General features: G+C 56.0%; 16 protein-coding genes and 1 tRNA gene. 9 read left to right on the top strand and 8 right to left on the bottom strand.

Annotated features, from left to right (window positions below):
* The first annotated feature begins 2 nt into the window (after window positions 1-2).
* Window positions 3-87: transfer RNA gene (locus tag LNA76_RS09320), tRNA-Leu, on the top strand.
* 1,043 nt (window positions 88-1,130) lie between these two features.
* Window positions 1,131-1,811, top strand: coding sequence for an MT-A70 family methyltransferase (locus LNA76_RS09325; protein ID WP_230018942.1), 681 nt, complete (start codon window positions 1,131-1,133; stop codon window positions 1,809-1,811).
* 811 nt (window positions 1,812-2,622) lie between these two features.
* On the opposite strand, the gene LNA76_RS09330 is transcribed toward LNA76_RS09325, so the two are convergent.
* Window positions 2,623-3,438 carry a BglII/BstYI family type II restriction endonuclease gene (locus LNA76_RS09330; protein WP_230018943.1) on the bottom strand — a complete coding sequence of 272 codons (816 nt, stop codon included), beginning with the start codon at window positions 3,436-3,438 and terminating at the stop codon, window positions 2,623-2,625.
* A gap of 362 nt (window positions 3,439-3,800) precedes the next feature.
* Between LNA76_RS09330 and chrA the strand changes: the two genes are divergently transcribed.
* Window positions 3,801-5,030: a chromate efflux transporter gene (gene chrA, locus LNA76_RS09335; protein WP_230018945.1), complete on the top strand. Its 1,230-nt coding sequence runs from the start codon at window positions 3,801-3,803 to the stop codon at window positions 5,028-5,030.
* A 103-nt stretch (window positions 5,031-5,133) separates the two neighbouring features.
* Here the strand turns inward: chrA and LNA76_RS09340 are convergent, their stop codons facing one another.
* Window positions 5,134-6,696, bottom strand: coding sequence for a sulfatase-like hydrolase/transferase (locus LNA76_RS09340; protein ID WP_230018948.1), 1,563 nt, complete (start codon window positions 6,694-6,696; stop codon window positions 5,134-5,136).
* Between the two features lie 18 nt (window positions 6,697-6,714).
* A complete protein-coding gene (locus LNA76_RS09345; RefSeq protein ID WP_230018950.1) occupies window positions 6,715-7,692 on the bottom strand; it encodes a tripartite tricarboxylate transporter substrate-binding protein in 978 nt (325 codons plus the stop codon).
* A 101-nt stretch (window positions 7,693-7,793) separates the two neighbouring features.
* Between LNA76_RS09345 and LNA76_RS09350 the strand changes: the two genes are divergently transcribed.
* The 3 genes from LNA76_RS09350 to LNA76_RS09360 all read left to right on the top strand — a co-directional run bounded on the left by LNA76_RS09350 (window position 7,794) and on the right by LNA76_RS09360 (window position 10,064).
* On the top strand, window positions 7,794-8,315 hold the full coding sequence (locus tag LNA76_RS09350; protein ID WP_230018952.1) for a MarR family winged helix-turn-helix transcriptional regulator: 522 nt from the start codon (window positions 7,794-7,796) through the stop codon (window positions 8,313-8,315).
* Window positions 8,316-8,403: 88 nt separating this feature from the next.
* Entirely contained in the window at window positions 8,404-9,405 is a 1,002-nt protein-coding gene (locus tag LNA76_RS09355) for a 2Fe-2S iron-sulfur cluster-binding protein (protein ID WP_230018953.1), read from the top strand.
* A 98-nt stretch (window positions 9,406-9,503) separates the two neighbouring features.
* The gene (locus tag LNA76_RS09360) at window positions 9,504-10,064 is read left to right on the top strand and encodes a GNAT family N-acetyltransferase (RefSeq protein WP_230018954.1); all 561 of its coding nucleotides are present in this window, start codon (window positions 9,504-9,506) and stop codon (window positions 10,062-10,064) included.
* A 204-nt stretch (window positions 10,065-10,268) separates the two neighbouring features.
* Here LNA76_RS09360 and dld read toward each other — a convergent pair whose 3' ends face one another.
* The 4 genes from dld to lldP all read right to left on the bottom strand — a co-directional run bounded on the left by dld (window position 10,269) and on the right by lldP (window position 15,655).
* Window positions 10,269-11,990, bottom strand: a complete 1,722-nt coding sequence (dld, locus tag LNA76_RS09365) for a D-lactate dehydrogenase (RefSeq protein ID WP_094195505.1) — start codon at window positions 11,988-11,990, stop codon at window positions 10,269-10,271.
* A 2-nt stretch (window positions 11,991-11,992) separates the two neighbouring features.
* Window positions 11,993-13,132: an FMN-dependent L-lactate dehydrogenase LldD gene (gene lldD / locus LNA76_RS09370; protein WP_108728180.1), complete on the bottom strand. Its 1,140-nt coding sequence runs from the start codon at window positions 13,130-13,132 to the stop codon at window positions 11,993-11,995.
* Window positions 13,129-13,908, bottom strand: coding sequence for a transcriptional regulator LldR (lldR, locus tag LNA76_RS09375; protein WP_108728179.1), 780 nt, complete (start codon window positions 13,906-13,908; stop codon window positions 13,129-13,131). Before lldR ends, lldD begins: the two co-directional genes overlap by 4 nt.
* 79 nt (window positions 13,909-13,987) lie before the next feature.
* Window positions 13,988-15,655 carry an L-lactate permease gene (gene lldP, locus LNA76_RS09380; RefSeq protein WP_230018955.1) on the bottom strand — a complete coding sequence of 556 codons (1,668 nt, stop codon included), beginning with the start codon at window positions 15,653-15,655 and terminating at the stop codon, window positions 13,988-13,990.
* A gap of 540 nt (window positions 15,656-16,195) precedes the next feature.
* On the opposite strand from lldP, the gene LNA76_RS09385 reads away from it, so the two are divergent.
* Both LNA76_RS09385 and LNA76_RS09390 read left to right on the top strand, forming a co-directional pair.
* On the top strand, window positions 16,196-16,624 hold the full coding sequence (locus LNA76_RS09385) for a hypothetical protein (RefSeq protein WP_108728178.1): 429 nt from the start codon (window positions 16,196-16,198) through the stop codon (window positions 16,622-16,624).
* 107 nt (window positions 16,625-16,731) lie between these two features.
* Window positions 16,732-17,436 (top strand): GntR family transcriptional regulator, encoded by a 705-nt coding sequence (locus LNA76_RS09390; RefSeq protein ID WP_230018956.1) that lies wholly within the window; start codon window positions 16,732-16,734, stop codon window positions 17,434-17,436.
* Window positions 17,437-17,479: 43 nt separating this feature from the next.
* Here the strand turns inward: LNA76_RS09390 and LNA76_RS09395 are convergent, their stop codons facing one another.
* Entirely contained in the window at window positions 17,480-17,941 is a 462-nt protein-coding gene (locus LNA76_RS09395) for an Lrp/AsnC family transcriptional regulator (RefSeq protein ID WP_094195511.1), read from the bottom strand.
* A gap of 143 nt (window positions 17,942-18,084) precedes the next feature.
* On the opposite strand from LNA76_RS09395, the gene kynU reads away from it, so the two are divergent.
* Window positions 18,085-19,335 (top strand): kynureninase, encoded by a 1,251-nt coding sequence (gene kynU, locus LNA76_RS09400; protein WP_230019182.1) that lies wholly within the window; start codon window positions 18,085-18,087, stop codon window positions 19,333-19,335.
* Window positions 19,336-19,346: the final 11 nt, after the last annotated feature.

The raw sequence follows: 19,346 nt of genomic DNA on the forward strand, positions 1-19,346 counted from the left end.
TAGCCCGGGTGGTGAAATTGGTAGACGCAGGGGACTCAAAATCCCCCGCCGCAAGGCGTGCCGGTTCGATTCCGGCCCCGGGCACCACTCAAAAATCCCTAGTGTTCATAAGTTCTAGCCCATAAACGGGGATAGACATTCACTAGACGCGATTGATCACACCGTTCCAACCGCACTGAGCTAAGACTCGCATGCGGCAATTCTCAAAATTCCAGAATCAATACGCACGACGCGAGAGCCTTTCCATTCTGTGTGGAAGCCTTTGGTGATGCCTTAGATTGGGTGAAGCTTCACATCCGTGCGATCGGCTCTAGTCACGATCGGGGCGTTTCGGCCCAGGTACGAGTGGGCTCTAGTCGAACTGTTTGTTTAATGCCAGGAACTAGGTCATCCTCTTCTGGGCTCGCCTGCGCATCGGTCTCTTGGGCGTCAAGAAGCCATTGAGCTGCCGCTTGGCGAAGTGTTGCATCCGAAGCACCGGCTCTTGAGCAAACTGCTGATCCAGGTTCTCTTTCTGTACTGCACTGAGCTCCTAATTAATAGCGACGCGTCAAGTTGAGCAGCTCACGACTCTTACGACTTTCGGGAGCATGGCTCTGCGGCCCTGCCCAGACATGAGCTTCTTGGGCTTGTTTGACGGCCCAGATCACCAGGCCCAGGCCCCCTGGAATAGAAGCGATTGGGATATTTGCATTGCTGCCGTTAGGTAGGGTCTTCGCAAAAACAAGTTTAGCGAATGTCGAACGTATCTCGCTCTTTTTATGATTGAGAGTGTGGCGTTGCAGTTGTCGGATGGACAGTGGGGGAGCCGCGTTAGGATCGGCAGTTAACATGTTCGGCCTCAAGTGCTGTAGAATTTGGTACCAAGCTAACTTGGTAGCAGAGGGATTAGATATGCAGAGCTCACCGGCAGAGCGAACGACAAGTCGAACCGGCAAGACCGCTAAAACCCGAAAGCAGGTGAAGGATCAGGAAGAGCTAGTGCAAACAAGCTTTCGTCTGCCTCGTGGCAGGTGGAGGAAGTTGCATGAACTGAGTCTTGATGAAAGATCAAGCATTCAAGCAATCATCGTTCAGGCATTGGAAGCCGAGTTTGCCAAACGTGGCGTCATTTTTTAAGCAGTATAAATATGAAAGACTCAACCAATCAGGGTGACGTTACCGCTTCTCAGGACTTCGCCCAGTACATTGCTGGTCGGAAGTTCAAGACCATATTGGCTGATCCGCCATGGCAGTTTCAGAATCGGACTGGAAAAATTGCGCCTGAACATCGTCGATTGACCCGTTACGAAACGATGACCCTTGCCGAAATCAAGGATCTTCCTGTGTCGGCTGCAGCAGAAGATACTGCTCACCTGTACCTATGGGTGCCTAACGCATTGCTTCCAGAGGGGCTTGAGGTTATGAAGGCGTGGGGGTTCAACTACAAGTCCAACATCGTTTGGCAAAAGATTCGCAAGGATGGGGGACCGGATGGTCGCGGTGTAGGTTTCTATTTCCGTAATGTGACGGAGTTGTTGCTTTTTGGTGTGCGCGGTAAGAACGCTCGAACCTTGCAGCCGGGACGGACACAGGTCAATATGATTTCGACCCGTAAGCGTGAGCACAGCCGTAAGCCGGATGAGCAATATGAATTGATTACTTCGTGCAGCCCGGGACCATTCTTGGAGCTATTTGCACGTGGTGAACGGGAAGGTTGGGCGATTTGGGGTAACCAGGCAGACAGCAGCTATTGTCCTACCTGGCCGACATATGCGAATCATTCTGCTGCGAATGCCGACGATGGAGTTGCTTATACTGCTGATACTTGAATGATGTTGGTTATGGTCTGCGAGAATGACTTGGGCTTGTGAGGCCCTTGTGTTCCAAGCTGCTTAATTTTGATTTGGATCTACCGCGTTGTCAGTATCATTGCGCCGTTTGGTTGCGGGCCGAGGGCATCGTGGCGAATGGTGTTTCTTGTGGGGCATATGCAATGTCGCTCCGAAGAACTGCGGCAGAGGGTCTCGGACTTGCACCTCTCAAACGTCAAACGATATCGGGCGAATACCTTCTTTCCCATTCGTTGTGATTCACTTAACTTTAGGATTCAAAAAGAATCCCAGTTGTCTTATGGTTGGTAATCTGTCAACGATGTCCGAGGCTTCGTCTAGACGGTTTTCTCGTTTGCTTGTTCCTTGGAGTGGCTCTCTCTGAGCTATCAATTCATGATTCTGTAGGGAATGACGAGTCTATTCTACAATCCGCACTCTTGTTGCCATGGCTTGTCCCCATCGTACTAAGGTCGGCGTTAGCAGTTGACCAGCTCCAAACTGAGATAGGTGCTAATGCGTTGAGTATTTGGCTAGCTGTTTGATTTCAAACCATTTGCCAGAATTTTCCGTGTAATAGACGATGTAGCTTTATTCTCCAGGCCTATATGTCAACCTTGCGGCCGCTCCTTCTTCGAGTCACATATCATAAGTGATATAGTCGGAGTAGCTGGCTTGCGAGCCTTTTTATTGACAACAAGGATATCTATATATCGATCAGCTATACCCGAGTGTCTATAAAGAGCCTTTAGTAAAATACTAGCTGATCAGCCTACTGGTACATATCGGCTTAGGTTCTACAGATCAGTTGTCATCCGTCCTCTTGGACCGTCGGGTCGACGCTTACATCATCTTCGTCCAACTCCTCTACTGGAGCGGAATCGAACTGAATAATTTTATCTGGAAGACCGATTAGTAAGAGGGGGCATGGATTTCCTACACCTCTATCCACCCGATGAATTAGTTTGTCCCAATGGGTAGTAGCCATACCGTATTTGTTTGAAACGAAGTTGTCAGTCCATGCGTCTACGAAGGGGATTGGGTCTCTGGGACGTTCTACTCTCTTGAGGACATTGTTTCTTTGTTTGGGAGTGGGGGTGTATCCGTGTGTCTCCAGGTCATCGTAGCTCCTGATGTCTCTATCTGTTGCGAAGCGATGTACAGCTTGCCACAGCGCTCTTTGCAGCGAACTCCCCCGGGTGATGATAACTCCTACACTGATCGCACCTTCAGCATGAAGCCGCTTAAAGTTTTCAAGGTCACGGTCAAAGAAGGGATCTTTGTTGTTCCATTCGATCTCGCACGCTAGGACCCCGACGCCATCAACTCGTCGCACATGATCTACTTCGTGTGACGTCGACTCTTTCTGGACCCCATCCACGACTTTGGCTATCTCAAAATTATGTTTTGTCCAGCCAAGCGCAGCCAACTCGCGACGCATCCGCTGTGTGAATTTGCTCTCGCCACCACCACTACCGATGATCTCCGTGATCGGCAGCTCCAGTGCATTTAGCACGGATGCCAGTTCTTCTAGGGTCTCCCCAAATTCGCCTTCGAGAATTGAGCGGGCGTGGGAGACGAAAAGGATCTCAAAGCCTTTGGCAGTTAAATCACTCAATGTAGGCATACAAAAGCAACCCGGTTTTGTTGTTTAAATATTCTGTAAATTTTACTTGGGATCATATAAAGGACAACTGTTTATAAAGCTGTGTCTTGTGAGTTTTTGATCTTATGTATGCTTATTGGCCAAGAGAGCGGGGTTTGAACGTGCGGCCCTTTGTGCACCTCTTCAAGGTTCATGGCATACCGCTATTCTTTTGGGCAACCGATTCGATAGTTGCACATACAACTGAAAACGATGACGGAGATGCGATGATTAAGCATAAATCTTAATAGGGCCAGCAGCCTCGCATAGCTATAACAAAAGACAAGTAGACTCAGGCGCAATGTGTCAGTGCATTTGACGACTTTCGGGGGGGGCTAACAGCGATGAATGGTTCTAGGAATACGCCTTTAGCGCAGCAGGCGGCGATTCAACAAGGCAAGCCTCTGGAGGTCTTTTGGGCCTTCCTGAAACTGGGCCTGAGCTCATTTGGTGGGCCGATCGCGCATCTGGGCTATTTCCGTGCGGAGTTTGTGGAGCGTCGTCGCTGGCTGGATGATCGCAGTTATTCGGATCTGGTCGCCCTGTGTCAGTTCTTGCCGGGGCCGGCCAGCAGTCAGGTGGGGATGGCGATTGGTTTGGGGCGTGCGGGCTGGCTGGGTTTACTGGCTGCCTGGACGGGTTTTACCTTGCCTTCGGCGATGGTGTTGATTCTGTTTGCCTTGAGTTTGGCCGGGTTCCAGGGGGTTGCCGAGTCTGCTTGGGTGCATGGCCTCAAGGTTGTGGCCGTTGCGATTGTGGCGCAGGCGGTGCTGGGGATGGCTCGCTCTTTATGTCCTGATCGCGCCAGAGCGGCCTTGGCGATTCTGGCGGCTTTGTTGAGTCTTTTGCTGCCCTCTGCGTTTGGGCAGGTGGCCGCAATTGTGATCACGGGTCTGCTGGCTTGGTGGAGGTTGGATGTCATTCAGGCAGGTGCGGCGCAGGCTCATGCGTATCCGGTGTCGCGCAAGGTGGGGATAGTGGCTTTGCTGCTGTTTGCGGGTCTGCTGATTGCCTTGCTTGTTTGGGCAGCGGCGACGGGTTCGTCTACGGCGCAGTTGCTGGAAGGCGTGTATCGCTCCGGGGCCTTGGTGTTTGGGGGCGGGCATGTAGTGTTGCCTTTATTGCAGGCCTCGGTGGTGCCGAGCGGGGTGGTCAGCAATGCGGATTTGATGGTGGGTTACGGTGCAGCTCAAGCGGTACCGGGACCCTTGTTTACCTTTGCGGCGTATATCGGGGCGATGGCTCAAGGGCCCTTGCACGGATGGCTGGGTGGACTGGTTTTATTGGTGGTGATTTTTATACCGGCGGTCTTGATTCTGATTGGTGTTTTGCCTTTTTGGCAGGGTTTGCGGCATAGGGCAGGGATGCGGACGGCGATGGCCGGTGTGAATGCAGGTGTGGTCGGCATTCTGGGTGTGGCTCTGTATGACCCGGTGTGGACCAGTGCCATTCACAGTCGGGCAGATGTTGCGCTGGCTTTGCTTTTGTTCGGTTTGCTGACGGTAGGGCAGGTGCCCCCTGTCGTGGTGGTGCTTTTGGCGGGGTTGGGAGCCTGGGGGATCTCTGTCCTTTGACGATAGCGGCTCCTGGTTGCTTGCTCTTGACCTGTAGAAAGACGGTGGCTTGGCGCTTTCAGACTTCAGGCTGACAGCGCCAAGCCAAGCAAGCTTCTAGGCTTTACCACTGCCCAAAAAACACCCCTGCCTTTTTATACGCATTGGTGCCGCGTTCGACTTCTTCTTCGGTCACGGTAGTACGGCGTTTCAGGCTGGTAAACCATTGCAGCAAGCGTTCCCGGCATTCCTCCCGTATGTGCTCATGCTCGGCAGATTGGCCCAGGTCGTTGAACTGTTCTGGGTCTGCATGCAGATCGTAAAGCTGCTCGGGCTCGTCCAGCCAATACACATAACGCCAACGGTCGCTGCGCAGGGACCAGGCTCTGGCATTGGACGGTGATTTGTCACGTAGCACGCGCGCCAGTCGATAGCTGTAGTCCAGTTCGGAAAACACGCAGTCGCGCCACGGGGGCTGGGCACCGTGCAGCAGGGGCAGCAGGTCTCGTCCCTCAATGCGGTGCGGGGCCGGTGGCAGGCCCAGCCAGGAGAGCATGGTGGGCAGTACATCCACGGCTTCGACCATTCTGTCATCGACGGTTCCACGCGTGGCGTCCGCTTCCGGAGACGGGTCGTAGACGATGAAAGGCACGCGCTGCACGGTGTCGTAGAACAGCTCTTTCTCGCCCAGCCAATGATCGCCCAGGAAGTCCCCGTGATCGGCGGTGAAGATGATCAGGGTGTTGTCCATCAGGCCATTGCGGGACATGAAGTCGAACAAGCGACCCAGGTGGTCGTCCAATTGGGTGATCAGCCCCTGGTAGGCGGGGCGGACGGTCTCCACGCAGGTGTCACTGGCAAAGCTGACGCATTCTTCTTGCTGGCGGTAGGCTTCTAGCACAGGGTGCGCGTTGCTAAGTTCGGCCTCGTTGCGGACCACGGGCAGGCATTGATCTGCGCTGTACATATCGTGGTAGGGCGCGGGGGCAATATAGGGCCAATGGGGTTTGACGTAGCTCAGGTGCAGGACCCAGGGTTCGTCCCCCATGCGCTCCATGAAGGACAGGGCCTGATCCGTCATATAGGCCGTTTCCGAGTGCTTTTCTTCCACCAGAGAGGGGTAGCGGGCATTGCGCATATGCCAGCCGCTGACGGCCTCTCCATCAGGGCCGCGTGCGGAGATGACAAAGTCTGTCCATGGGTCATCGGACTGGTAGCCATGACGTCGCAGGTAGGCCGGGTAGCCGCTTTCTTCGCCCGGTTCGTGATGGCCGTCGTAGCGGTCTATTTCCTCAAAGCCACCTGTTTTCAGCAGGCGGGCCAGCTCGCTGCCGCCGTCTAGTGCCAATCGCTCCAGCCCTTTGTGGTCAACCATGATATGGGTTTTACCCGCCAGCACCAGCTTGTGCCCACCGGCGCGCAAGTACTCGCCCATGGTGACCTCGCCTACCGACAAGGGCACGCGGTTCCAGGTGGCACCATGAGTAGAAGGATAGCGGCCTGTGTAGTAGCTCATGCGCGATGGGCCGCAAACGCCGGAGTTAACGAAAGCGCGATCAAAGCGCACCCCTTTGGCAGCCAGTGCATCCAGATGGGGGGTACGAATATGAGGGTGCCCGTAGCAGGCCAGGTGATCAGCGCGTAGCTGATCGGCCATGATGAACAGGACGTTCTTGCGTTGTGTCATGTTGTTTGTGTTGCTGGTTTATTGCGTGACTTTAAAGCCGGAGGCTTGAATAACGGGTGCCCATTGTTGGCGGAATTGTTCGATGCGGACGCGGGTTTCTTCTGCATTGGCAGACACAGGGATCAATTCATTTTTCAGCAGTGTCTCTTGCAGGGCCGGGGCGCTGGTGACTGCCTTGATCGCTTCGCCCAGTTGGGTCACTTTGTCGGCAGGCATGGAGGCGGGGGCGAAGAAAGCATTCCAGCCCGAGGCTTCCAGCTCAACACCCGACTGCTTTAGGGTGGGGACGTCTGGCAGGGCGGTTTCACGCTCGCTGCCGGAGGTAGCCAGAATGCGGATGCGTTTGCCTTGGTGTTGGGCGGTCAGCACATCCAGCGTATCAATAGCCACGGGCAAAATGCCGCCGATCAGGTCGGTAATCACAGGGGCCGAGCCACGGTAGCCAATAATCTCGCCCTTGGAGCCAATTTGCTGGGACAGCATCAGGCCAAAGAAGTGGGGCAGGCTGCCGGTGGCAGGAACACCGATATTGAAAGCACCGGGATGCGCTTTGGCCCAGGTGATCAGTTGATCCATGGTTTTAATGTCGCTGTCTGCCGATACAGCCACCCCAAAGCCGTATTCGGTCACCATGGAAACCGCTTGAAAGTCGCTGTCGGGCTTGTACGGGATGTCGTTGAAAACCAGGGGGGCGACCACCATGATGGCGGGATTGGCCAGGATCAGCACATTCTTGTCTGCTGCTGTATTTTTGACATACTGGGCGGCAATTCGGCCCCCCGCGCCGGTTTTGTTCTCGACCACCACGGGAATGCCAAGTTTTTGGTGCAGGCTGTCTGACACAATGCGGGCAGCTCGATCAGAGGCGCCTCCGGGGGCATAAGGGACAACGACGGTCAGGTTTTCAATGGGGGTGGCCGCATGGGATAAGCCAGTGAACAACAGCCCTGACAGCAGACAGCTTGTTAGCGTGGCGCGAAGGCGGTTCTTGGTCATGATTTGTCTCCTTTTTTTGATTTCCATCAGTTTTTACCGCAGCTTACCAAGGGGGCTGATACTTGTTCTAATCAAGTATCTTTAAGGCTAAAGGTCCTTCTATGGTCAGCCCCTCCCCGTCTTCTTCTACCCCGGCAAGCGCCGTTCCGGCTCCTACGCTTCCGGCCATGATGATGTTCCAGTTGTATCGGGCCTGGTCAGCAGGCAACCCGATTTTTATTCGCTTGTGCGAGGGGCGCTTCAATATCACGCGCCGTGAATGGCGCATTCTGGCTATCGCCAGCATGCACCCCGCCTTGACGGGCACGGCCTTGGCTGAGGCCGTATCGCTGGATACGGCACGCTGTTCCCGGGCGGTCAGCTCTCTGTGTGAAAAGGGCTTGTTAAAGCGCACGCGCGATACCAAAGACACGCGTGTGGTGCATGTCTCGGTAACGGAGTTGGGTATGCAGCGTTACAAGGAGGTCATGCCGATTGTGGCCTCCTTGAACGAGGAGATCTTTCAGGACCTGAGTGCCGCAGAAATGGCGGCCCTGAGCAGCATGCTGGACCGGATTAGCAGCCGGGCGGCTTTAGTGCTGGAAAGTAATGTGGTGCAGGAGCGGGCTCGTCGGAATCGATAAGTTGGTCCGCGCACCGGCTTATGACTTCTGATTGCTTCGCGAGCAAGAGTGCAGCACTATGGCCCGAAAGGAGCGAGGAGAGGCAAGCATGGCTGGCAAAACTATTCTTATCCAGCAGAGACAAGAGCACATTCAGGCACAGGATCATCAAACCATTTTGCAGGCTGCCCTGGAGCACGGGATCTCTTACCCTCACGGCTGCAAGACAGGGGTATGCGGGGGCTGTAAGACGCGCCTGGTCAAGGGGCAGGTGGAGATGATGGCGTACTCCCGCTTTGCGCTGACCGAGGAACAAAAGGCCAGGGGCCTGATTCTGGCCTGTAGAGCGGTTCCCCAAACCGATGTGACGGTGGGCTGGATAGGGACCGATGATGTTCGGGGCTTGATCCCGTCCCGGGAACTGACGGGCACCGTGTCCTGTATCAAGGATCTGACCCACGATATCCGGCTGGTGCGAATACGTTTGGATGGTCAGGAACCGTTGATTTTCTTTGCGGGGCAGTACGCGGATATCAAGTTTGGACAGGCTCCGGTGCGTAGTTATTCCATGGCCAATCCTCCGGGGGCGCCAGAGCTGGATTTTTACGTGCGCCGCGTGCCGCGTGGGGTGGCTTCGGCCTATGTGCATACGGTCTTGCAGCAAGGTGAGCCGGTCAGCCTGACGGTGCCGCTAGGCTCATCCTATCTGCGCGATGGCTATGGCGGGCCGATGCTTTGTATTGCCGGTGGAACAGGCCTGGCACCGATCCAGTCGATTGTAGAGACGGCCTTGGGCTGGGGCATGAGCCAGCCTATTCATGTGTATTTTGGGGTGCGGGAGCGGCGGGACTTGTACTGCGAAGACGAGTTCAAAGCCTTGCAAGAACGTTACCCCAATCTGAGCTTTACGCCTGTGTTATCGGGGATGCCGGTGGCACCGTACCGAAGGGGCATGGTGACTGATGCGGTGGGCCAGGACCTGCCTGATCTGAATGGCTGGAAGGTGTATGTGGCAGGGTCACCCTCCATGGTGGATGAGGCTGTCGGTATGGTGCTCAAACGCGGAGTGAAGGTGCAGAACCTGCATGTGAATGTGTTTTTTACGCCTTGAGTAGGCCATGTCTGCATAGCAGCGCCTGTGGCGATTGTTTACTATCGAGCCTTATGCGTTTTAACTCTTGTTTTATCCCATCATCTGCATTGAATACTGTGCCTGACTCCTCTCTTTCTCTGCCTGACGGCTGCGCGTTTCGTCCCCTTCAAGAATCCGAACTGAACCTGCTGTGGTCCATAGACCGTAGCGAGCGAATCGACGGTTTGTACGAGCTGCGTAATGGCGTGTTGCACAAGCAAGCGGCTGATATTGATCTGCGCGGCTGGCCGGAGGGCGACCCGGAAAAATATCACCCTGAACATGAGGACGCCTTTCATCGTGGCGCCTGGTTCATGGGCGTATTCAAGGGGAAGACTTTGCTGGCTGCTGTGGGTCTGGACAGCTTGCCCCTAGGGCCACAAGGCGATTGGCGTCAACTTTTCTTTCTGCATGTCAGCCAGTCCTTGCGAGGGCAGGGCATGGGCGTATGGCTGCTGGATCAGGCCAAGAAACAGGCTGTGGAATGGGGTGCGAAGGCGGTCTATGCCTCGGCCACGCCTTCAGTGAATACGGTGGATTTCTATAGGGCGCATGGTTTTGAAATCGCGCCAGAGCCTGATGCCCGTTTGTTTGAGCTGGACCCGGAAGATATCCATCTGCTGTGTTGCTTGGAATAGAAACTTGGTTTCGACCGAGTTCGGTCAGCCAACCGTTATTCCTGCTCCCGCCACAGTGACGGTTACCGTGTAGTGAGTAAGGCTTGCCCGTTGGGCAGGCCAGCGACTTGCGGGTCTCAACGAAGGGGGCATGAAAGAGACAGGCTGCAGGACAAGAAAAAGAGTGGCTGGCAGCCTGTGGGTGCCTTCAAGAAAAGGCGGTCTTTAGTCGTGCTTGCCGCCGCAGCAAACTGTCCACCACTTGCGACGCGAAGTGTGGCCGATACCGGGGTTGAAGGTGTTGGTCGGGTCCAGCTCGCGGTAAAACCCGGCCAGGGCAGGTTTGGCGATATACAGGTGGCCCACATTGTGCTCGGCCGGGTACTCGGCACGGCGTTCATCCAGCAGCTTCCACATGCGGTGTTCCATATCCAGAGGAACCACGCCTTTTTTGACGATGTAGTCCTGGTGGAACACGTGGCACAGGAAGTGGCCGTAGTAGAGTTTGTGGACGATGTCTTTTTCCATATCGTCCGGCAGTTGCTCCACCCATTCCTTGTCGTTGCGGCGCAAGGCAATGTCCAGCGCCACAATATCTTCCACGCTGTCGGGGTGCGACTCACGGTAGCGGATGGCGGCACCGGCAATGGCAAAGCGGTGCAGAAAGGCTTTGCGGCCTTCTTCTGCATCGCACTCAAAATAGGCACCTTGCTGGCTGCCTTCAAATTGCTGACTTAGAAATTCGCGCGTGGCCTGGGCGGTGTCGTTGGAGACGCGCAGCAGCAGGTGGTGCTCGAAGCGATCACGCCATTCACGCATACGCGGCGGCAGGTGGCTGGGCAGGCGGTTCATGATTGCCTGGATCACGCGATCGGTGACGCCGCGCCAGCCAAAGCGTTCAAAAAAACCATCGATACGGCTTTTCATAGCGAAGGCGGACGGCACTTTGGCCGTACCAAAACGGTCGATCAGCAAGAAGGTGTCTTTGCCGTATTGTTCGCCAATATCGTAGGCGGTGCGATGGATGTACTCGCCCGCAATAGGCAGGCGGGGCAGGTCCGTCAGCAGGTGGCGACGTACGGCAGTCAGCTCGTCCGGGTCGTTGGTGCCGATGTAGAAAACGGTACTGGCCTCTTTGGGGAAGGTATCCAGACGTACGGCAAAAATGCACAGCTTGCCGGCCGAGCCGGAGGCTTCGTAAAGGCGTGAAGGGTCGGCATTGAAACGGGCTGGGGTCTGGGCATCCACATCGCGCACAGCTTCGGCGTAGCGTGGGTCGCTGGCCTTGCGTTCCGGGTCGTTGATGATGTCCGCGACACTGTACTTGCCTTGTTCTAGGCGGCTCAGAATTTCTTCCGGGGTATCCCCCAGATGGATGCCCAGGTGATTGACCAGTTGCAAGGTGCCATCGTCCAGCACTTGCGCGTACAACGTCAATTCCGTGTAGGCCGGGCCGCGTCGCACCAGTGCACCGCCGGAGTTGTTGCAAACACCGCCCAGCACAGACGCACCGATACACGAGGAGCCAATCACCGAATGGGGTTCACGCTCCAGCGGGGCCAGGGTCTGTTCCAGACGATCGAGCGTGGCACCGGGTAGGCAGACAACCTGCTCGCCATCGTTAATGACCTGTATGCCTTGTAGGCGCATGGTGTTCATCAGCACGATGTCACGGTCGTAGTCGTCACCGTCGGGGGTGGAGCCGCCCGTCAGTCCGGTATTGGCCGCTTGCATGATCACGATGCAATCGGCAGCGACAGCGGCTTGCAGGCTGCGCCATTGTTCCAGCAGCGTTCCAGGCCGCACTACGGCCAACACCTTGCCTTCACCCGTACGGTGGCCCTTGCGGTAACGACGCGTGCTGCGGTCGTCCGTCAGGACGTGGGGGTTGCCGACAATAGCGCGCAATTGCTGCAACAAATCCGCAGCGCCGGTGGAAACTGACATGGTCAAGACTCCTGTACAAGCAGGTCAGAGCTGATCTGGGAAATACTGCTGACACTGGTCAGCGTCATGGCGACCCGAATTTCTTTTTCAATCAGGCCAAGCAGGTGATCGACGCCGGATTGTCCGGCGGCGGCCAGTGCATAGATGTAGGCGCGGCCCAGCATGGCAGCATCGGCACCCAGGGCAATCATGCGCACCACGTCCAGCCCGCTGCGTACACCAGAGTCCGCCAGAATCTTGATCTGGCCTTTGACGGCATCGGCAATGGCGGGCAGGGCGCGGGCCGAGGACAGGACGCCATCCAACTGGCGGCCACCGTGGTTCGAGACGATGATGCCATCGGCACCAAAACGTACTGCATCGCGCGCGTCATCGGGGTCCAGAATGCCTTTGATGACCATGGGACCTTTCCAGAATTCGCGTATCCATTCCAGGTCTTTCCAGGAAATGGAAGGGTCGAAGTTCGCACCCAGATAGCCCATATAGTCGGCCAGGCCCGTCGGCTTGCCCAAGTAGCGCGAGATATTGCCCAGATCATGCGGACGGCCCAGTAGACCCACATCCCAGGCCCAGCGCGGGTGCATGACGGCCTGTGCGTAGCGGCGCAGGGCGGCGTTCGGGCCGCTCATGCCTGAATGGGCATCACGGTAACGTGCGCCGGGTACGGGCATGTCCACGGTAAAGACCAGAGTGCTGCAGCCAGCGGCTTGCGCCCGTTCCAGCGCATTGCGCATGAAGCCACGGTCTTTGAGCACATACAACTGAAACCACATGGGCCGTGTCAGTCGTGGGGCCACCTCCTCGATCGGGCAGACCGACACGCTGGACATGGTAAAGGGAATGCCGTGTGCATCGGCCGCCTGGGCCGCTTGTACTTCGCCTCGACGCGCATACATGCCGGTCAGACCCACCGGGGACAGGGCCACCGGCATGGACAGCTTTTCACCAAACAGTTCAATGCTGGTATCCAACTGGCTCATGTCTTTCAGCACACGCTGGCGCAGGGCGACATTGGCCAGATCATCCACATTGCGGCGCAGGGTGTGCTCGGCGTAGGCACCGCCGTCAATGTAGTGGAACAGGAAAGGAGGCAGTCGTTTTTGGGCGGCACGCCGGTAGTCGGTCGAGGAGGAAATAATCATGGCAGGGCGGAGTCCGTTAAGGTCGAGGGCAGTGTCTGCAAGCGCGCGGCTCGTTCGCGGCGAGCAAGATCTTCGTCGGCCTGAATAAGGGTGTTGCGTACGTAACCAAGGTGTTCATTGACAACGTGGCGAGCACGGGCCGCATCGCCATCAATAATGGCTTTGACCAGGGCCTCGTGCTGCGCGGTCAGATGTGTGATGGTTTCGGGCGAGTCGTGCACAAACATGATGATGTCCCGGTTCTGGGTCACACTGCTGAGCACCAGGTCGAACAGTCCTCGCATGACTTGAACCAGCACCAGGTTGTGGGAGGCTTCGGCAACGGCCAGGTGAAACTGGGCATCGGCCCGGGCAGATTGCTCGGTGTCACCACTTTGCTGGTAGCGAATCATTTGCTCGAAGCACTGCAGGATCTTGTCTTTGTCGTCGGGGGAGGCGCGCAGGGCGGCGTGCCAGGTGGTGCTGCTTTCCAGAGCAATGCGTGCTTCCAGCACATCGTAGCGGTACTGGGGATCGGACAGCATCAAGGCGGCCAGCGGGTCTACAGAACGCTGCGTCCATTGAGACGTTTGGGAAGTCAGGTAGGTGCCTGAGCCAACCTGACTGCGCAAAATGCCTTGGGTGTTCAGTTGCTGAATGGCCTCGCGCAGCGAAGCACGCGACACGTTCAATTGGGCTGCCAGCGTACGCTCGGCGGGCAGACGTTGCCCTGCCTTGAAATCGCTGGATTGAATCAGCGCCAGTAGTTGTTGGGCGACGTGATCAGAGAGGCGCATAGTTCTTGAAAGTAGCGAAAAGAGAAATCAGCAAGGCGCGAGTCTGTGCACCTTGCTGATAAAGGATGAGGGCGGGCCCTTAGGGGATCATCCAAGGTAACACATAGGCTTGCAAGGTCGTCAGCAGGCCGACAAGGACAGCAAAGACCAGGCTGTGCTTGACGGTAAAACGGAACAGATCGGATTCTTTACCAGCCAGTCCCACGGCGGCGCAGGCAATGGCAATGGATTGGGGCGAGATCATCTTGCCGGTGACGCCCCCAGTGGTATTGGCGGCCACCATCAGCACTTCAGGTAGGCCCAACTGCTGCGCCGTGGTTGCCTGCAAGGCACCAAACAAGGCGTTGGCAGACGTGTCGGAACCGGTCAGGAATACACCGATCCAGCCCAGAAACGGCGAGAAGAAGGTGAAGGCTTTGCCCGTGTGGGCCAGGGCCAGTGCCAGGGTGGCAGACAGGCCCGAATAGTTGGCGATAAAGGCGAAGGCCAGCACCATACCGATCGAATAGATAGGTACAGCCAGCTCCTTGAAGGTTTCACCCAAGGTCTCGACCGCTTTTGCGGGCTTCATGCGCAAGAAGATAATCGTGAGCAAGGCGGCAATCAGAATGGCAGTGCCGGTAGCAGACAGCCAGTTAAAGGCGTAGACCGCGCCATAGGGTGTGGCCGAGGCGACCACGGGTGGTGCTTTTTCGACCAGATTGTGCAGGAAGGGCACGGGAATGTTCACGATGGTCGAAGCCAGCGGGCCGTTGGCGGCAAACAGCACTTTGAAGGGCTGCACACTCCAGATCGTGACCATGGCAGTCAGGATGATGAAGGGCGACCAGGCTTTGAGGATGCGGCCTGTGGTCAATGCTGCAGGGGCCTGTTCGGCAGTCTTGTTCTGGGGGGCCGTGCCTTCTTGCGTCTCAAAACGGAAGATGCGTTTGGGTTGCCACACTTTCAGGAACAAGGTCAGCACGACCAGGGAAACCAGGGCCGAGGTAATGTCCGGCAGTTCGGGGCCAATGTAGTTGGCCGTCAGGAACTGCACAATCGCAAAGGAGCCACCACCGACCAGCACCGCAGGCCAGGTTTCCTTGATGCCGCGCCAGCCGTCCATGATGGCCATCAGCCAGAACAGCACGATGATAGTCATGAAAGGTAGCTGGCGACCGGCCATCTGGCCGATTTCAAAGGGATCAATACCCGATACCTGACCGGCCACAATGATAGGAATACCCATGGCACCGAAAGCAACCGGAGCGGTGTTCGCAATCAGGCACAGACCGGCAGCGTACAAGGGGCGGAAACCCAAACCTGCCAGCAAGGCCGCGGTGATGGCAACGGGTGCACCAAAACCGGCCGCCCCTTCCAGGAACGCGCCAAAGCAAAAACCGACCAGAATCAGCTGTAGACGCTGGTCAGGTGTGACGGACAGGATGGAGGCACGAATCACGTCGAATTGGCCAGTCTTGACCGAGATCTTGTACAGGAAAACGGCGGCCACAATGATCCAGGCAATGGGCCACAGACCATAGAAAAAGCCATAGACCACCGAGGCCAGCGCCGCAGAAACCGGCATGCGGTAGAAGAACAGGGCAACGCCCAGAGCCAGCAGCACCGTAATCGTGCCCGCCAGATAGCCCTTCATGCGCAACTTGGTCAGGGCCAGGAAAAAAAAGATGATTGGAATAAGGGCGATCAGTGCCGACAGCCAGATATTGCCGGTGGGATCGTATTGCTGCAGCCACGCTTGTTGCATGTTTGTTCTATCTCCGCAGGAGCAAAGGGGAGGCGCTTGTAACGCAAGCGAACCTGAAGGTCAGTAGATTGGTCTGACCATTTCTTGAGATCGTCAAGGGTAGAGCGCATTGTATCCACGGGTTTATTGGCTTGAATCTCAGTGTTTACCCTAATAATTTAAGACTAATTGGTTTTTTCTTTATTGAATGGTCTGACCAATTAATGGGGGTAAGTCAGGGAAACCTGCCGAGTTAATGCCTTTGCTGGGCTTGATCGCAGAGCAATATCCTGTCCTGCGCTTGCATGGGGGCTGCATGCCGTTACCCAGAAATGGGTGTCGCCCAATTAATTGGGGCGCCAGATGGTGTTCTTCTGCCGACCTGAGGTGTCGCCTGCTTCTACAACCGCTGATTGTCCTTCGGGAAAGTGAGTGGTTTTTTGGGCTACCCAGGACGAGTGAGTGAGTACCTACGTGTTTTCCCGTCTGGCTTCACGTCAGTATTGGCATGACAATGCCTCTATTGTCATAACAATAGTCAAACACCACAGGAGACAGTAAATGAAAGATCCACATTGTCATTCCAGCAGCATCCTGGTTGAGCGGTCCGCGCCAATCGCGTTTGCCATCATGTCCGATGGCATCCAGCAAGGTCAGTGGGCCTGGGGCAGTGCCAATCGCACTGAGGTGGAGCCGGGTCTGTTCAAGGGCACATCGGTCTTTAACGGTCAGGACACGTATGTGCGTCTGAATGTAGATACCGAGCGTTTCCAGGTTGATTACGACGTCGGCACCAGCAAGGAAAGCATGCAGTTTCGGAACATGTCGCGTGTGATTCCGGGAGAGGTCCTTAAACTGGGCGCGGACAAATGTGTGGTGAGCCTGTTGACCTGGAGGCTGGCAACGCAGAGCGATGCCGCGTGGGAGCAAATCTCTTGTGTGCATGAGGCTGAAATGTTCTTGATCAAGGGGCTCTTGGAGCGGGCGTAAACGATGTTGCTTGCGGGCCGCCAAGCAACGGGCCTGATGCTTGCTGAACGCAGTGCATCGGGAGCCAAGCAGCAACGCCTTGCCATCTATAAGAACGAGATAAGACAGTGAGTACAAAGCCACTTTATGAACAGCTTGCCGACAAGCTGACCCGTTATATCCAGAACGGTCGTCTGAAACCGGGGGACCGCTTGCCGACCGAAGCGGAGTTGGGCGAAATGTTTGGCGTCAGCCGAATTACGGTTCGCCAAGGTCTGGCGATACTGACGCGCAACGGTTTGATTGAACGCTTTGCCAGCCGTGGCACTTTTGTGCTGGAGCGCAAACAGACGGGCTCCTGGGAGTTAGGCTCCATCAATGATCTGGTGCAACTGGGCAAAGACACTACCACCCGTATTGCCAACTGGTCCTTGGTGGCCCCCCCTGCCGAGATTGCCGAGTTCTTTGCGTCCGATGAACCGGTCTACAAGCTGCAGGCGGTGCGCTACAAGTCGGCTGTTCCTTTGTATTGGGCGGAAAACTACTTGCTGCGCTCGATCGGCGAACGCATCCTGGTGCAGGAACTGGAAACACGCACCATGGTGGAGATGTTGACCTGCGTGCTGGCTGTGCCCATCCAGCATGCCCAAGAGGAGATCAGTATGGCCAATGCGTCGGCGGAGATGGCCAAGCAGTTGTGGATCAAGGAAAACCAGGCCGTGATCGTGCAGCGTATCGACTTGTTCGATACCGATGGCAAGCCGGTGCAAAGTGGCAAGGGCTGGTGGCGCAGCGAGCATTTCAAACGACGCTTCAAATTGAACTACATCTGAAATCCGGTGCTGGTGCCAACCCAGACCTTGTCGGTACTGCGGTTTACACAGGCAAATGCTGCCCTTTGGCCTTGATGCAAGACAGCACAATCTGTGAATGGATTTTGGTGACGCCGCGCAGCGTGTTGAGCTTGTGGACCACAAAATTAGAGAAGGTCTCGAAGTTGCGCGTGCGGATATGCAGCATGTAGTTCGCCTGCCCGGTCACGATGTAGGCATGCAGCACTTCATCCATGTTGGCTAATGCCTTGCTCAGGTACTGATGTTCGCTCTCGTTGAGCTGCGCAATATTGACTTCCACAAAGGCCTCAATGGCAAAACCCAGCTTGCTCGCACTGAGATTGGCGCTGTAGCTCTCGATCAAGCCCTCTTGCTCCAGAATCTTTACCCGCCGATGGCAGGAGGACGGAGAAAGGGCGATCAGGTCAGCCAGCTCCTGGTTGCTAAGCCTGCCGTTGCCCTGCAAAAGGCGCAGGATTTTCAAGTCTGTCTCGTCTAGTCTCATGTTTTAGAATTATCTATGTTTATATGTTTTTAGAATCGAATTTTCTTCCAGATTTAAGCATAATCCTGATTGATTTGGAATAATTCGCCAGAGCCTCGATGCTAGACTAAATGACGTAAAAAGCAGAATCGAGGAGCATGAACATGATTACTTTGCCGCAATGTGAGCAGTGGGATCAAGCCGATGAGTTGGCTGCCTTTAAGGCCAAATTTGACCTGCCGCCCAATACGATTTATTTGGATGGAAACTCCCTGGGGGCCATGCCCCGGCATGCCATGGAGCGCGCCCAGGAAGTGATTGGCCAGGAATGGCGCACCGACCTGATCAATAGCTGGAACAAGGCAGGCTGGTGGACCTTGCCGGTGCGTCTGGGCGACCAGATGTCGCCCCTGATTGGTGCCGGTCAAGGCGAAACCATCGTGAGCGACAGCACCTCCGTGAACCTGTTCAAGGTGCTGGCTGCCGCCGTCAATTTGCAAAAAGAACGCCATCCGGAAAAGAAAGTGATTCTGGCCGAGCGCGACTCTTTCCCTACCGATCTGTACATCATTGAAGGGTTTAACGCCTTCTTCGGCAAAGACTATAGGCTGGAGCTGATTGATGAGCCGGCAGAGCTGCAAGCCGCGGTCAATGCTGAAACAGCCGTGGTCGTGCTGTCCCACGTGAACTACCGCACGGGTTACCTGCACGATATGCAGGCGACCAACCGGCTGGTGCACGAGCACCAGGGTCTGGTGATCTGGGACTTGTGCCACTCTGCGGGCGCCTTGCCGATCGAGCTTAAAGACAGCGGTTCGGACTTTGCCATTGGCTGCACCTACAAGTACCTGAATGCCGGTCCGGGCGCACCGGCCCTGCTGTGGGTGAGCCCTGAGCTGATGAGCCAGATCAGTCAGCCTCTGTCTGGCTGGTGGGGGCATAAGCACCCCTTTGCGATGAGCCCTTCGTACGAAGCGGCCAATGGTATCGAGCGCTTTTTGTGCGGGACTCAGCCCATTGTGTCCTTGAGCCTGGTCGCTTGTGGTGTGGATGTGTTCCTGCAAACCGATTTACAAGCCGTGCGCCGTAAATCCCTGGCCCTGACAGACTTGTTCATCGCTCTGGTGGAACAGGAATGTGCCGAGTTTGGCCTGCGTCTGGTGACCCCACGTGATCATCACTACCGTGGCAGCCATGTCAGCTTTGCGCACGAGCAAGGCTATGCCGCCATCCAGGCCCTGATCGCCCGTGGCGTGATTGGGGACTACCGCGAGCCCGAAGTCATGCGCTTTGGAATCACGCCTTTGTATTTGTCGTTTGTGGATATCTGGCAGGCCGTGCAACACATCAAGGCCGTGTTTGCGAATAAGGAATGGGACAAGCCGGCTTACAAAACACGCTCCAAGGTGACTTGATGACAACGACA

This window comes from Alcaligenes sp. MMA (genome assembly GCF_020907215.1).
GTDB lineage: Bacteria > Pseudomonadota > Gammaproteobacteria > Burkholderiales > Burkholderiaceae_B > Alcaligenes > Alcaligenes aquatilis.

What these genes read in the sequence shown, in the direction of transcription:
- LNA76_RS09325 (WP_230018942.1), top strand. Translation starts at nt 1,131, where the DNA reads ATGAAAGACTCAACCAATCAGGGTGACGTTACCGCTTCTCAGGACTTC.
- LNA76_RS09330 (WP_230018943.1), bottom strand. Translation starts at nt 3,438, where the DNA reads ATGCCTACATTGAGTGATTTAACTGCCAAAGGCTTTGAGATCCTTTTC.
- chrA (WP_230018945.1), top strand. Translation starts at nt 3,801, where the DNA reads ATGAATGGTTCTAGGAATACGCCTTTAGCGCAGCAGGCGGCGATTCAA.
- LNA76_RS09340 (WP_230018948.1), bottom strand. Translation starts at nt 6,696, where the DNA reads ATGACACAACGCAAGAACGTCCTGTTCATCATGGCCGATCAGCTACGC.
- LNA76_RS09345 (WP_230018950.1), bottom strand. Translation starts at nt 7,692, where the DNA reads ATGACCAAGAACCGCCTTCGCGCCACGCTAACAAGCTGTCTGCTGTCA.
- LNA76_RS09350 (WP_230018952.1), top strand. Translation starts at nt 7,794, where the DNA reads ATGGTCAGCCCCTCCCCGTCTTCTTCTACCCCGGCAAGCGCCGTTCCG.
- LNA76_RS09355 (WP_230018953.1), top strand. Translation starts at nt 8,404, where the DNA reads ATGGCTGGCAAAACTATTCTTATCCAGCAGAGACAAGAGCACATTCAG.
- dld (WP_094195505.1), bottom strand. Translation starts at nt 11,990, where the DNA reads ATGTCAGTTTCCACCGGCGCTGCGGATTTGTTGCAGCAATTGCGCGCT.
- lldD (WP_108728180.1), bottom strand. Translation starts at nt 13,132, where the DNA reads ATGATTATTTCCTCCTCGACCGACTACCGGCGTGCCGCCCAAAAACGA.
- lldR (WP_108728179.1), bottom strand. Translation starts at nt 13,908, where the DNA reads ATGCGCCTCTCTGATCACGTCGCCCAACAACTACTGGCGCTGATTCAA.
- lldP (WP_230018955.1), bottom strand. Translation starts at nt 15,655, where the DNA reads ATGCAACAAGCGTGGCTGCAGCAATACGATCCCACCGGCAATATCTGG.
- LNA76_RS09385 (WP_108728178.1), top strand. Translation starts at nt 16,196, where the DNA reads ATGAAAGATCCACATTGTCATTCCAGCAGCATCCTGGTTGAGCGGTCC.
- LNA76_RS09395 (WP_094195511.1), bottom strand. Translation starts at nt 17,941, where the DNA reads ATGAGACTAGACGAGACAGACTTGAAAATCCTGCGCCTTTTGCAGGGC.
- kynU (WP_230019182.1), top strand. Translation starts at nt 18,085, where the DNA reads ATGATTACTTTGCCGCAATGTGAGCAGTGGGATCAAGCCGATGAGTTG.